The following is a 14,110-nucleotide window of genomic DNA, read 5'->3' on the forward strand; positions in this document are numbered from 1 at the left end:
GTTCGTGAGCAGAAATGGTCGGGTGGCGTGCGGCGACCCGACCATTCCTGCTCACGAAGTGGCCGCGGGCGGGCGCCCCCGCGGGCGCGTCAGACCGACGCGCTCTCCCCCGCAGCCACGAGCCGGCCCTCCGCGTGCAGCCCCGCCACCACGTCGAGCGCCTGGTGCCGGTACCGCGCCTGGGCTGCGCCAGGAGCGACGATCACGCCGTTCGCCCCGGTCGAGGCCACGAGGGCGTTGATCTTCGCCGCGACCTCGTCCGCGGTGCCGTACGCCTGACGCTCGGTCCGTGCCTGGATGAACCGCCGCTCGAGGTCGCTGAACTCGTACGCGCGGGCCTCCTCCATGGACACCGGCTCGGGCTTCGCGCCCTGCCGCATCCGGATGAACGAGATCATGCCCGGGGCACTCTGCTCGTCGATCACGGCGGGGTCCTCGTCGGTGACGACCTGCACGCCGATCAGCGCGTTCGGGGTCTGCCGGAAGCGCGACGGCCGGAAGGAGTCACGGTAGAGCGCGAGCGCGGCCTCGGTGTTGTCCGACGCGAAGTGGTGCGCGAAAGCGAACGAGACGCCGAGGGCACCGGCGACCTGCGCGCTGTACCCGGAGGACCCGAGCAGCCAGAACTCCGGCACGTCTCCGTAGCCCGGCACCGCTTGGATCCTGGCGAGGGGGTTCGAGGGGTCCATCCCGGTGAAGAAGCCGATCAGGTCGGCCAGCCGGTCGGGGAAGTCGTCGACGTCGAGCCGGTCGGTGCGGCGCAGCGCCATCGCGGTCGCGCCGTCGGTGCCCGGGGCACGCCCGAGGCCGAGGTCGACCCGGTCGCCGTAGAGCGCGCGGAGCGTGCCGAACTGCTCCGCGATGACGAGCGGCGCGTGGTTCGGGAGCATGACGCCGCCGGAGCCGATCCGGATGGTGGACGTCGCGGCCCCCACGGCGCTGAGCAGCACCGCCGGCGCGGAGGACGTGATCCCCGGCATGCCGTGGTGCTCGGCGACCCAGAAGCGCTCGTAGCCGAGCTTCTCGGCGTGCACCGCCATGTCGATGGAGCCCTGCAGGGCTTCGGTGTTGGACTGGCCGTACTCGCGGGTCGCCAGGTCGAGGACGGACAGGTGCACGGATGCGTCGCTCATGCAGTCGCCAACGCCACCCGGCCGACGTGCATTCCGCACCGTGTGCGGGCCTGGAGGCGCGGGTCGGCGCCGACCCGCGCCTCCAGTCCGGCAGACCGTCGCGTCTGCACGAGGCGGGCCGGCGGACTCGTCAGTCGCCGTCGAGGCGTCCGCCGGACTCCGTGAGGTAGCAGTTGGCGCACAGCGACTCGTAGGTGACGTCCACGCCGTCGATCGCGACCTGCGACCCGTCGAAGACGAACCGTCCGTCGACCTTCCGGGCGTTGAAGACCGCCTTGCGGCCGCAGCGGCAGATCGTCTTGAGTTCCTCGAGCGAGTGCGCGACCTCGAGCAGGCGGGCGCTGCCGGGGAACGCCTCGGTGCGGAAGTCCGTCCGGATGCCGTACGTGATGACCGGCACCTCGTCGAGGACGGCGATGCGCAGCAGGTCGTCGACCTGGCGGGGCGTGAGGAACTGCGCCTCGTCGACGAGCACGCAGCTGACCGGCCGGACCATGCCGTCGAGCCGGTCCGACTCGGGGTCGGTGGCACCGGCCTCGGTGACGGCCGCGCGGACGTCGGCGTCGGGCGTGAACACGATGTCGACGGTGCGGGTCACCCCGAGGCGCGAGACGATCTCACGGTCGCCCTTGGTGTCGACCGACGGCTTCGCGAGGAGCACCCGGTGACCGCGTTCCTCGTAGTTGTAGGCCGCCTGCAGGAGCCCGGTGCTCTTGCCGCTGTTCATGGCGCCGTAGCGGAAGTAGAGCTTCGCCACTACGCGAGGAACCCGTCCTCGGCCGCACGACGGATGAGGTCGGACTTCTTGGACGCGGGCCGGCCGACCTTGCTGTACTTCTCGCGCACGCGGCGCAGGTAGGTCTTCGCGGTCTCGTACTGCACGTTCATCTGCGCGGCGACCTCGTTCGTCGAGTAGCCCGACACGTACAGGCGCAGCGCTTCCTCTTCGCCGTGGCTGAGCTTCGGCCGCTGGTGCGCGTTCGCCCCGGTCGGCAACGGCCGCCAGTCGCGCTGCGGCGGGGTGTCCCGCGCGACGCCCATGATCTCGCGCGCGACGTCCATGACCTCGCGCATGGGGAGCGACTTCGACAGGAAGGCGGCGGCGCCGGCGGCGAGCGCACGGTCGCGGGACTCGCGGCTGTCGACGCTCGACAGGACGATGACCTTGGCCCCGGCGGCACGGCAGGTGCGCACGCGGGCCTCGATCGAGACGGGTTCCTTGAGCTGGAAGTCGAGGAACACCAGGTCGGTCGGGAAGTTCTCGCTGTGCACCATCTCGAGCCACGTGTGGGCCGTCAGCGCGAGGTCGAAGTCGAACGCGTTCACCGCGATCCAGCTCGACAGGCTGTCCAACAGCACCTCGTGGTCGTCGAGGATCGCCAGCCGCACGCGTCGTGTCCCCGGGTTCGGGACGGCGGGCGCACCATCCGTGATCCGGCTCGGGTCAGTGCTGGTCATACGAGAACCTTAGTGCGAGGGCGGAGGGTCGGACCGCGACGTCCAGATCGGGGAACGTCACGCGGAGGACCGCGAAGTAGGGGTCGAAGGTGCGGTGGATGCCGACGTCGGAATCGGCGACGGCGAGGTCGATCGCGACGGCCACGCCGCGGCCGGTCGCGGGCGGCTGCGCGGTGCCGGTGGTCCGCTCGTCGCCGCTTGCGCCTCCGTCCGAGTCGCCGGTCGCCCCGTCGTCCGTCCCCGTCCGTCGGATCGTGGCGCGGAACCCGGCGGGGTTGACCGTGGAGGCACGCAGTGCGGCCCGCAGGAACGTCCGGACGACGGTGCGCTGGTCGGCGTCGAGGGTGGCGATGAGCCCGTCGGGGTCGTCGACGACGGCGTCGGTGCCCCCGTCGGTGCGGACGGCCTGCTCGAACCAGGTCCGGTCGGCGTCGGCCACCATCGAGCGCCGGATGCCGTCGGCGATCGACCGGGCCCGGGCGCGGTCGGCGTCGGTGATGACCTCGCGCGTGCGGAGCTCGGCGAAGAAGGGTGCGACGTCGCGGGCGAGGATCGTCGAACGGTCCTGCTGCACGCTGGCGTCGATGCCGTCGCGCTCCGCACGCTCGACCGAGTACGACCCGGCACGGATCTGCACGCGCTCGGCGAGCCCGGCGAACGTCCACGCGAACACCGCCGAGGCCGCGGTGAGCACGAGCGTCGGCGCTGCCGCCAGGAACGCCGCGACGCCGATCGGGACGTGGTGCGGGAACGCCCACGCCACGATGCCCCACGAGACCCCGGTGACGACCGCGAGCAGCAGGCCGCCCAGGGCCAGGTCCGTCCAGGGGCGGTACGGCGCCGTCATCACGATGCCGGTCGCGGCGAGCAGGGACATGAAGTCGTTCAGTGCGCTGCGGTCCGGGCCCCACTGGGCGGCGACGCTCGTGATCGTCGCCGCGGCGAGGAGCAGCACGTGCACCACGAAGGCCCAGCGCGGGAACGGTGCGCGGAACGGACTCGACGCGACGAACACGACCGCCCCGGACGCCGCGACGAGCAGCACGGTGAGGGCGCTCAGGGTGGGGCTGCCGACGACGTCCCGGTCGAAGACGGACACGAACAGCGCCCACAGCACGCCGCAGGCGCCGAGCACGATGGCCAGCGGACGGGACCCCATCGCGCCGAGCGGGTCGTACTGCTGCGCGGTGCGGCCGGCGTCGCGGGCGGGGCCGGGGCGCGTCACCGGCCGACCTCGGACCCGGCGTTCGGCACCGGGGTCGTCCCGGTGACCGCGCCGTACGGCACGGACATCATGACGCTCGTCCCCGAGCCCGGCGACGACCACACCTGGACGTCGCCGCCGACCCGGCCGATCCGCTCCCGCACGGACCCGCGCAGGCCCATCCGGTCGGGGCTCGTCGTGGACTCGTCGAAACCGCGGCCGTCGTCGACCACCATGACCGTGCACGCCACCCCGTCGTCGAACACGCTCACCTCGGCCGCGTCGGTGCCCGCGTGCTTCCGGACGTTCGCCAGGCACTGGCCGACGGCACGGAGGATCGCCGTCATCGCCGCCTGGTCCAACCGGACGAGGGCCGCGGGATCACCGGTGACGGTCACCGTGAGTCCGAGCGCCCGGTGGTCGTCGACCATCTGCTCGAACGCGCGCACCGCGGCACCGGGTTCGGCGCGGGCCGGGCGGGCCCCCGGTGCGAGCCACTCCTTGCCCGTGAGCATCGCGACGTCCGCCTCGACCGTGCGGGCGAGCTGCGGGTCCATCGGGCCGTCGGGCGCGAGGGCGATCGCACCGAGGTGGTTGAGGACCGTGTCGTGCAGGATGGCCGCCGCCTCGGCCTCGACCCCGGCGCGGTACGCGGAGACGTGCTCCTCGCGCGCGGAACGGAGCAGCTCGGGCTGCACACGCTCGGAGCGGGCGGTGTTGCGGCTCGTGATGAGCACGAGGGCGATGACGAACGCGAGCGTCACCCACGCGAGCACGAGGGGGTGCGTGGGACCGCCCGCCTGCGCGATCGCGATCGACGTCGCGACCCGACCGACCAGGAACCCGGCGATCGACCACAGTGCCACCCGCCCCGCGACCGCGCCGGCACCGCCCACCAGCACGAGCGGGATGATCGACAGGGAGAGCAGGTACGAGGCGACCCACCCGGCGGGGACCTCGCGTTGCACGACCACGGCGAACCACCACGCGCACACCCCGCCGACGACGAGGAACGCGACGGCCGACCGCCACGTGCCGAACTGCACGTGGACGGCGATCATGCCGAGCATCGGGACCAGCGCCAGCACGGCACCGATCACCCGCACGTCCGGTTCGGCCAGGCGGTAGAGCACCAGGGCGATCGCGGCGGCGGCGAGCGAACCGATCGCCGCGGCGTGGAAGGCCCGCACGGTCGACCACGCGTTCACTCGCGGAGCGAGGTGCGTGGGGATGCCGAGCACGGGTGGGGGTCCTTCCGGACGTGGGGGAACGCCGCCCACGATCCAACCACGGTTGGTGCGACCGTGTACCCCGATTGTCGGAGTGATCGGCGACCCGCTCGATGATACCGGCACGCGGGTGTTCCCGGTGTCCCCCGAACGCGGACCGACGCCCTCGTGCCCGAAGCCCGTCAGAAGAGCGTCGGCACGACCGGTGCAGCGCGTGGGACCAGGCGCTGGTCGAACCCCGGGTCGGCGCGCTTGAGCGGCGAGGACGTCGGACGGGACTGCTCCTCGAACGGCGACGGTCCGGAGATCGCTCCCGCCGGCGTCGCGGGCGCTGCCCCCGGCTCGCTCAGCCGGTTCGAGAACCCCATCGAGCCGGTCGCCGGATCGACGTGGCCGAGCCCCATGCCGTGCGCGCGCAGGATCGGACGGACCCGCTCCGACAACCAGCGCCGGTAGTCCTTCGGCGCGAAGGTGTTGTCGAGGTACATCGACCGGTACCGCTCGACGAGGTCCGGCCGGGTGCGCTGGAGCCACGCGAACCACCAGGGCTTCACGCCGGGACGCAGGTGGAGTGCGGAGTACATGACGCTCGACGCCCCGGCCGCCGCGGCTCGCCCGACGGCGCCGTCGAGGTGGGCCCGGGTGTCGGTGATGTACGGCAGGACGGGCATGAGGAACACGGAGCACGTCAGGCCCGCGTCACGGATGGCCCGGACCGTCGCCAGGCGCGCCGCCGTCGTCGGGGTGCCTGGCTCGACCTGCTGCTGGAGTTCGTCGTCGTAGACCGCGATCGACATCGCCAGGTCGACCGGCACCGACCGCGCGGCCTCGACCAGCAACGGGATGTCGCGGCGCAGCAGGGTGCCCTTCGTCAGGATGCTGAACGGCGTGCCCGAGTCGGCCAGGGCACGGATCACACCGGGCATCAGCCGGTACTTGCCCTCGGCCCGCTGGTACGGGTCGGTGTTCGTGCCGAGCGCGACCGGGTGTCGGTCCCAGCTCGGCTTCGTGAGCTCGCGGTGCAGGACGTCGGCCACGTTGGTCTTCACGACGATCTGCTGGTCGAAGTCCGCTCCCCCGTCGAACTCGAGGTAGGTGTGCGTCGGGCGGGCGAAGCAGTACACGCACGCGTGGCTGCAGCCCCGGTACGGGTTGATCGTCCACCCGTACGTCCCGCTGCCGTCCGCGCTCGGGACGCGGTTCAGCGCGCTCTTGGCCAGGACCTCGTGGAAGGTGACACCCGCGAACTCCGGCGTCGTCACGCTCCGGACGAACCCGCTGTTCGACTCGAGCCCGGGGAGCGCATCGCTCCGCGAGGCATCGATCGCCTGCCCACTCCACCGCATGCAGTCATTCGAACACACGTTCGAACGACACGCAAGCGGGTTCGGCTCAGTGGTGGAGTCCGAGCATCTTCGCCGTGCGCTCGAGCGTCGCGTCGGCGAGCTCCGCGTCAGACCCGAGGTCCTGCCCGTAGGTGGGCACCATCACGCGGACCGCGGATTCCCAGCGGTCCCAGCGGTCCGGGAAGCACTTCCGGAGCAGGCCGAGCATGATCGGCACCGCGGTGGACGCCCCCGGGCTCGCACCGAGCAGGCCGGCGATCGAGCCGTCGGCCGAGGTGATGACCTCGGTGCCGAACTGCAGGACGCCACCCTTGTCCTTGTCGGGCTTGATGACCTGCACGCGCTGTCCGGCGGTGATGCGGTGCCAGTTGCCCGGCTCGGCGCTCGGCATGAAGTCGCGCAGGGCGTCGAACTTCGTCTGCTTCGAGGCGAGGAGCTGCCCGATCAGGTAGCGCACGAGGTCGAAGTTGGAGAACGCGACGCTCAGCATCGGCCGGAGGTTGTGCGGCCGGATCGACTTCACGAGGTCGAAGAGCGAGCCCTGCTTGAGGAACTTCGGGCTGAAGCCCGCGTACGGCCCGAACATGAGCGAGGCGTTGCCGTCGACGATCCGGGTGTCGAGGTGCGGGACGGACATCGGCGGTGCACCGACACTGGCCTTGCCGTAGACCTTCGCCGAGTGCTTCTGCACGACCTCGGGGTCGTCGGTGCGGAGGAACTCGCCGGAGACCGGGAACCCGCCGTACCCGCGGATCTCCGGGATGCCGGACTTCTGCAGCAGGTGGAGGGCCCCGCCCCCGGCGCCGACGAAGACGAACTTCGCCGCGATGCGCTGGGTAGACCGACCGATCTCGTTGCGGACGTCGAGCACCCAGCCCTCGCTGACGGTCGAACGCGTGAGCTTCGTGACCTGGTGCGACGGCTCGAACTCGACACCGTCGATCTCGAGCTGGTCGAAGAGCTGCCGGGTGAGCGACCCGAAGTCCACGTCGGACCCGGCGGCGGAGTAGGTCGCCGCGATCGACTGGTCCTTCTTCCGACCCGGGATGAGCGCGGGCGCCCACTTCCGGATCTGCTGCGGGTCGTCGGAGAACTCGAGCCCGGCGAAGAGCGGGTGGTTCTGCATCGCCTCGTACCGCTTGCGCATGTACTCGACGTTGTCGGCACCCCACACGAACGAGATGTGCGGCGTGGGGTTGATGAAGTTCGACGGTTCCGGCAGGTCACCGGTCTCGACGAGGTGGGCCCAGAACTGGCGCGAGACCTGGAACTGCTCGTTGACGGTCACGGCCTTGCTGATGTCGACACGGCCGTCCGACAGTTCCGGCGTGTAGTTCAGCTCGCAGAGCGCGGAGTGACCCGTCCCGGCGTTGTTCCACGGGTTCGAGCTCTCCTGCGCGACGGTGCCGAGGCGCTCGTAGACGCGGATCTTCCAGGTGGGTTCGAGCCGGTGGATGATGGCGCCGAGGGTGGCGCTCATGATCCCTCCCCCGACCAAGACGACGTCGATGGGGTCCACCTGCTTCACTGCCACCCGACAATGCTAGCGGCGTCGGCTGACAAGCCGGGCCGGGAACGCCAGGAGGCGGGGGGGGGGCGGGGGCCCCCCCCCCCGCGGGGGCCCCGGGGGGGGCCCCCCCCCCCGCCCCCCCCCCCTCCTGGATCGCACAGGGTTACGCAGCGACCGTCCGGCGCGCGACGATCGCCTCGGCGATCTGCACCGCGTTCAGCGCGGCGCCCTTGCGGAGGTTGTCGTTGCTGACGAAGAGCGCGAGTCCGTGCCCCTCGGGTGCGGACTGGTCCGCACGGATGCGGCCGACGAAGGACGGGTCCTGCCCGGCGGCCTGCAGCGGCGTCGGGACGTCGGCGAGCTCGACCCCGGGCGCATCGGCGAGGATCTCGGTCGCACGCTCGGGCGACAGCGGGCGCTCGAACTCGGCGTTGACCGAGATGGAATGGCCCGTGAAGACGGGCACGCGGACGCACGTCCCGGCGACGAGCAGGTCGGGGAGCTCGAGGATCTTGCGGCTCTCGTTGCGGAGCTTCTTCTCCTCGTCGGTCTCGCCCAGCCCGTCGTCGACGATGCTGCCCGCGAGCGGGATGACGTCGAACGCGATCGGGCGGACGTACTTGACCGGGTCGGGGAACGTCACGGCGGAGCCGTCGTGCGTGAGGGCCGCGGTGTCCTGCTCGAGCGCTGCCCGCGCCTGGCCGAGCAGTTCCTCGACGCCGGCGAGCCCGGAACCCGAGACCGCCTGGTAGGTGGTGGCGACGAGGCGACGGAGGCCGGCCTCGGTGTCGAGCACCTTGAGGACCGGCATGATCGCCATCGTCGTGCAGTTCGGGTTCGCGATGATGCCCTTCGGCGCATCGTCGATGGCGTGCGGGTTCACCTCGCTCACGACGAGCGGGACGTCCGGGTCCATGCGCCAGGCGCTGGAGTTGTCGACGACGAGGGCGCCCGCGGCGGCGAACTTCGGCGCGAGTGCCCGCGAGGCGGTGGCGCCGGCCGAGAACAGCGCGATGTCGATGCCCGACGGATCGGCGGTCTCGGAGTCCTCGACGACGATCTGCTCGCCGCGGAACGGCAGCGTGGTGCCGGCGGACCGGGCGCTCGCGAAGAACCGGACGTGGTCGGCCGGGAACGCGCGCTCCTCGAGCAGGCGGCGCATCACGGCGCCGACCTGGCCGGTGGCGCCGACGACGGCGACGGTGAGGGTGCTCATGCGGTGCTCCTGACGGGTCAGCGGCCGGTGCCGGCGTAGACGACGGCCTCGGAGTCGGCGTCGAGGCCGAACGCGTTGTGCACCACGCGCATGGCCTCGTTGAGGGTGTCGGCACGGGTGACGACCGAGATGCGGATCTCCGACGTGGAGATCATCTCGATGTTGATCGACGCCTCGTGCAGGGCGCGGAAGAGCGCCGCCGAGACGCCCGCGTTCGTGCGCATGCCGGCGCCGACCAGGGCGAGCTTGCCGATCTGGTCGTCGTACTGGATGCCCTCGTAGCCGATGTCGGCCTTCGCGACCTCGAGCGCGGTCAGGACGCCCTGGCCCTGGTCCTTCGGCAGCGTGAACGAGATGTCGGTCCGCCCGGTGACGGCCTCGGACACGTTCTGCACGATCATGTCGATGTTCGCACCGGCGCGGGCGACGATCGTGAAGATCTCCGCCGCCTTGCCCGGGGTGTCGGGCACGCCGACGACGGTGATCTTGCCCTCGGAGAGGTCTCCGGCGATGCCGGTGATGATCGGTTCTTCCACGGTTTCCCCCTCTGCAGGGTTGTAGACGATGGTTCCCTCGGCGTTGCTGAAGGAGGAGCGGACGTGCAGGGTGACGCCGTGCCGACGGGCGTACTCGACGGCACGGATGTAGAGGACCTTCGCACCGGATGCTGCGAGTTCGAGCATCTCCTCGCTGGTGATGCGGTCGACCTTCTTGGCCTTCGGAACCACGCGCGGGTCGGCGGTGAAGATGCCGTCCACGTCGGTGTAGATCTCGCAGATGTCGGCGTCGAGCGCCGCGGCGAGGGCGACGGCCGTCGTGTCCGAACCGCCGCGGCCGAGCGTGGTGATCTCGCCGGTCGTGCGGTTGAAGCCCTGGAAGCCGGCGACGATCGCGACGTGCCCGGCGTCGAGTGCCTCGCGCACGCGCTTCGGGGTGACGTCGACGATGCGGGCCTTGCCGTGCTGGGCGTCGGTGAGCATGCCGGCCTGGCTGCCCGTGTACGACGACGCCTCGACCCCGAGGCTCTTGATCGCCATCGCCAGGAGCGCCATGGAGATGCGCTCCCCCGCGGTGAGGAGCATGTCGAGTTCACGTCCGGCGGGGATCGGTGTCACGGAGTGCGCGAGGTCGACGAGCTCGTCGGTGGTGTCGCCCATCGCCGAGACGGCCACGACGACGTCGTTGCCGGCCTTCTTCGTCTGGACGATCCGCTTCGCCACGCGCTTGATGCTCTCGGCGTCCGCGACGGACGATCCACCGAACTTCTGCACGATCAAGGCCACTGGTTGGTACTCCCGGGGACGACGGTTCCGCGACTGTCACGCGGTCTCATGATGGTAGTCGGTGTTTCGAGGATGTTGCGTCAGAGCCGGTACAGACGCAAGGATCCTGCGCGCTGCTCGGCTCCGGCAGGTCAGCCGCCGACGACCCGACGGCCCTCGAACGCGCGGCCGAGCGTGACCTCGTCGGCGTACTCGAGGTCACCGCCGACGGGCAGCCCGGACGCCAGGCGGGTCGTGCGGATGCCCATCGGGACGAGCAGTCGGCTGAGGTACGTCGCCGTGGCCTCGCCCTCGAGGTTGGGGTCGGTGGCGATGATGACCTCGTCCACCGTGCCGTCCGCCAGTCGCGTCATGAGCTGCTGGATGCGCAGGTCGTCCGGGCCGATGCCGTCGATCGGGCTGATCGCGCCGCCGAGCACGTGGTACAGCCCGCGGAACTCGCGCGTCCGTTCGATCGCGGCGACGTCCTTCGCCTCTTCGACGACGCAGATGACCGCCGGCGACCGACGCGGGTCACGGCAGATGCTGCACTGCACGTTCTCGGTGACGTTGCCGCAGATCTCGCAGAAGCGGACCCGCTCCTTGACGTCCGCCAGGAGCTCGGACAACCGGGTGGGGTCGAACGACTCGGTCTGGAGGATGTGGAACGCGATGCGCTGCGCCGACTTCGGTCCGATGCCGGGGAGGCGACCGAACTCGTCGATGAGGTCCTGCACGATGCCGTCGTACATCAGGCGCCTTCCTCGTGGAGGGAGGTCTCCTCGATGAACTGGGCGTTCAGGATCTCACGGACGACGGCCTCGCCGTAGCGGCCCGCGACGGGGGTCCGGCGGACCTGCGGTGCGGGTGCGGCGGGTCGCTGGGCCGGTGCCGGGCGCTGCTGGCTCGGCGCGGGGGCGGCGGGCTGCTGCGGTGCGGCGGACTGCTGCGAGTCCGAGTAGGGGTCGCCGTCGCCGTACGGGTCGTCGTCGAGCGGGTAGTCGTCGACGGGGACGTCCGGGCTGCCGCCCGGTGCGGCGGCCGGACCGCCGGACGGTGCGGTGGTCGGACCGGTGGACGGCTCGGCGCCCGGGCCGCGGTCGGCGTCGGTGTCCGGAATGCCGGGAGGCGCGGCCTGCGTCGACGGGGTCGCCTGCGGTGCGGGGGCGCCCAGCGAGGACGCGGGGCGCAGCTGTGCCGCGAGGGCCGCGTCCACCGTCGGGTCGGACGTGGTCGGGACGGGAGCGACGGGCTCGCCGGTGTCGGTGGTGCCGAACGGGGCCGACCACGAGCGCTCGGCCCCGGCGGTGGGATCCGCGGCGGGGATCGTGGCGACGGCCCACTCGGTGACCGGGGCGCCGGTGGGCTCCGGGGCGGGGGTGGGCTCCGCGGCGGGGGTGGGTGCAGGGCGGGACTGCGTCGGGCGCTGGTCTCCCTGCGCGGGCGCCGCGTCCGGCCGTGCCGGAGCCGGTGCCGATGCCGATGCCGATGCCGATGCCGGCGACGGTGCTGGTGCCGCGTGCTCCGACGGTGCCGTCTCGTGCGCGGCGGACTCAGGCGCCGAGGGTGCTCCGGTGGCGGATGCGCCCCCGCCGGACTCCTGGGCAGCGGACCGGTCGGCGGAGTCCTCAGCCGCCGGCCGCCCGGCGGACCCGTGCGGCTCGGCCGTCGTCGGCTCCGGACGTGCGGGAGCGGCCGGAGCCGTCTCGGCGGACCGGTCGGCACCGGGCCGTGCAGCACCCGCAGCACCGGCAGCACCCGCAGCGTCAGGGGCAGGCGCGGCACTCGGCGCCGGCTGCGCGGCCCCCTGCGGCGGCTGGGCCCCGGGCTGCTGCGGCGGTCGCTGCTGCCCCGGCCCACCGGGACCACGGGCGACGAACTTCACACGGAGCCCGAGCACGTCGACGATCGCGGCCCGCAGGAGCTCGCTGACGCTGGCGTTCGGGTCGGACATCTCCTTGAACGAGGCGACGTCCTGCTGGCTCGGGAACGTGAGGGTGAGGACGTCGTCGCGCAGCGCCGTGACCTGCGCCGTGACGACCACGGACCACGCCGAACGCTTCTGCCGCTGGACGTGCTCGACGATCTGCGGCCAGGAGTCGCGGAGCTGCTGGAACCCGACGGCGCCGATGGGACGCACGGCCGGCTCGTCGCCCGCAGTCGTGCCCTGGCCGGTCGAGGACGCGTTCGCAGCTCCCGCGGCGGGCGTCGGCGTGGCTCCGGGTGCCGGCGTGGACCTGGGTCCGCTCGACGGCGCCTCGGGTGCGCTCGGCACCGCGGCGGCCCACGAGGCAGCGGCATCCCGAGCGGTGGCACCGGGGTCGGTCGACGTCGGGGCCGGGGTGGCGGCCGGTTCGGCGGCGGCCGGAGCAGGAGCCGGCGTCGGCGTCTGGGCCTGGGCCTGGGCCGGAGCCGCGGGGGCCTGGGCCGCCCGAGGAGCGGGTGCCGCCGGCTGCGTGCTCGGCGCGGGGGCGGTGGTCGACCCCGCGGCCGGGAGCGACTCCGGCCCGGCCTGGTGCCCGCCGGCGTCCCCGACACCGATGCGTCGCTCGAGTCGCTCGACCCGGGCGAGGGCACCGCGCTGGGTGTCGTCGGCCTCGGGCACGAGCATCCGCGCCGTCATGAGTTCGAGGTGCAGCCGCGGCGAGGTCGCCCCGGTCATGTCCGTCAGCGCCCGGTTCGCGATGTCCGCCGCACGCGAGAGCCCGGTCGCACCGAAGACACCGGCCTGCCGGGTCATCGTGTCGAGCTCTTCCGGCGAGACGCCCCGGAGGACGGCCGCGGCGCTCTCGTTGGTCGCGGCCACGACGATGAGGTCACGGAGGCGCTCGAGGAGGTCCTCGACGAAGCGACGAGGGTCCTGCCCGGTCTGCACGACCCGGTCGATGGCGGCGAACGCCGATGCCGGGTCGGCCACGGCGAGCGCGTCGACCACGTCGTCGAGCAGTGCGGCGTCGGTGTAGCCGAGGAGCGCGACGGCCCGCTCGTACGCGATCGCCCCGTCCTCGCTGCCGGCCATGAGCTGGTCGAGCAGCGACAGGGTGTCACGGACGGAACCACCGCCGGCGCGGACGACCAGGGGCAGCACGCCGGGCGCGACCGAGACCGATTCCTGCTGGCAGAGCTGCTCGACGTACTCGAGCATCGCGGCCGGCGGGACGAGGCGGAACGGGTAGTGGTGGGTGCGCGAGCGGATCGTGCCGATGACCTTCTCGGGCTCGGTCGTCGCGAAGATGAACTTGACGTGCTCCGGCGGTTCCTCGACCAGCTTGAGCAGCGCGTTGAAGCCCTGCGGCGTCACCATGTGCGCCTCGTCGAGGATGAAGATCTTGTAGCGGTCGCGAGCCGGGGCGAACACGGCGCGGTCGCGCAGGTCACGGGCGTCGTCGACACCGTTGTGGCTGGCGGCGTCGATCTCGATCACGTCGAGCGATCCCCCGCCGCCGCGTGCCAGTTCGACGCAGCTCGGGCAGACGCCGCACGGGGTGTCGGTGGGGCCTTCGGCGCAGTTCAGGCAGCGCGCGAGGATGCGCGCGGACGTCGTCTTGCCGCAGCCGCGCGGCCCGCTGAACAGGTAGGCGTGGTTGACCCGGTTCGTGCGCAGGGCCGTCCGGAGGGGATCGGTGACCTGCGACTGTCCGATCAGCTCGGCGAAGTTCTCGGGCCGGTAACGGCGATACAGGGCGGTGACCACGCCCCAAGGGTAGCCGGGACGACCGACACCCGATGGTCGGACCGGACCGCCTGTGGGA

General features: G+C 72.1%; 11 protein-coding genes. All 11 read right to left on the reverse strand.

The window, feature by feature from the left end:
• Positions 1 to 89: 89 nt before the first annotated feature.
• Positions 90 to 1,133 (reverse strand): LLM class flavin-dependent oxidoreductase, encoded by a 1,044-nt coding sequence (locus WFH25_RS15640; RefSeq protein ID WP_336698499.1) that lies wholly within the window; start codon positions 1,131 to 1,133, stop codon positions 90 to 92.
• Between the two features lie 130 nt (positions 1,134 to 1,263).
• Positions 1,264 to 1,890: a thymidine kinase gene (locus WFH25_RS15645; protein WP_071295952.1), complete on the reverse strand. Its 627-nt coding sequence runs from the start codon at positions 1,888 to 1,890 to the stop codon at positions 1,264 to 1,266.
• Positions 1,890 to 2,591, reverse strand: coding sequence for a response regulator transcription factor (locus WFH25_RS15650; RefSeq protein ID WP_229086463.1), 702 nt, complete (start codon positions 2,589 to 2,591; stop codon positions 1,890 to 1,892). The genes WFH25_RS15645 and WFH25_RS15650 overlap by 1 nt, the downstream gene beginning before the upstream one ends.
• Positions 2,578 to 3,816, reverse strand: a complete 1,239-nt coding sequence (locus WFH25_RS15655) for a hypothetical protein (protein WP_336698500.1) — start codon at positions 3,814 to 3,816, stop codon at positions 2,578 to 2,580. Before WFH25_RS15655 ends, WFH25_RS15650 begins: the two co-directional genes overlap by 14 nt.
• Positions 3,813 to 5,036, reverse strand: coding sequence for a sensor histidine kinase (locus tag WFH25_RS15660; protein WP_070418406.1), 1,224 nt, complete (start codon positions 5,034 to 5,036; stop codon positions 3,813 to 3,815). The genes WFH25_RS15655 and WFH25_RS15660 overlap by 4 nt, the downstream gene beginning before the upstream one ends.
• A gap of 170 nt (positions 5,037 to 5,206) precedes the next feature.
• Positions 5,207 to 6,370 (reverse strand): Rv2578c family radical SAM protein, encoded by a 1,164-nt coding sequence (locus tag WFH25_RS15665; RefSeq protein WP_336698501.1) that lies wholly within the window; start codon positions 6,368 to 6,370, stop codon positions 5,207 to 5,209.
• A gap of 46 nt (positions 6,371 to 6,416) precedes the next feature.
• Entirely contained in the window at positions 6,417 to 7,904 is a 1,488-nt protein-coding gene (locus WFH25_RS15670; protein ID WP_336698502.1) for a malate:quinone oxidoreductase, read from the reverse strand.
• 139 nt (positions 7,905 to 8,043) lie between these two features.
• The gene (locus tag WFH25_RS15675) at positions 8,044 to 9,096 is read right to left on the reverse strand and encodes an aspartate-semialdehyde dehydrogenase (protein WP_309886395.1); all 1,053 of its coding nucleotides are present in this window, start codon (positions 9,094 to 9,096) and stop codon (positions 8,044 to 8,046) included.
• Positions 9,097 to 9,113: 17 nt separating this feature from the next.
• Positions 9,114 to 10,379 carry an aspartate kinase gene (locus WFH25_RS15680; protein WP_070418403.1) on the reverse strand — a complete coding sequence of 422 codons (1,266 nt, stop codon included), beginning with the start codon at positions 10,377 to 10,379 and terminating at the stop codon, positions 9,114 to 9,116.
• 131 nt (positions 10,380 to 10,510) lie between these two features.
• Positions 10,511 to 11,110: a recombination mediator RecR gene (recR, locus tag WFH25_RS15685; RefSeq protein ID WP_070418402.1), complete on the reverse strand. Its 600-nt coding sequence runs from the start codon at positions 11,108 to 11,110 to the stop codon at positions 10,511 to 10,513.
• Positions 11,110 to 14,052: a DNA polymerase III subunit gamma and tau gene (locus WFH25_RS15690; protein WP_336698504.1), complete on the reverse strand. Its 2,943-nt coding sequence runs from the start codon at positions 14,050 to 14,052 to the stop codon at positions 11,110 to 11,112. The genes recR and WFH25_RS15690 overlap by 1 nt, the downstream gene beginning before the upstream one ends.
• Between the last annotated feature and the right edge of the window lie 58 nt (positions 14,053 to 14,110).

Origin of the sequence: Curtobacterium sp. USHLN213 (genome assembly GCF_037144815.1) — a bacterium.
Taxonomy (GTDB): Bacteria; Actinomycetota; Actinomycetes; order Actinomycetales; family Microbacteriaceae; genus Curtobacterium.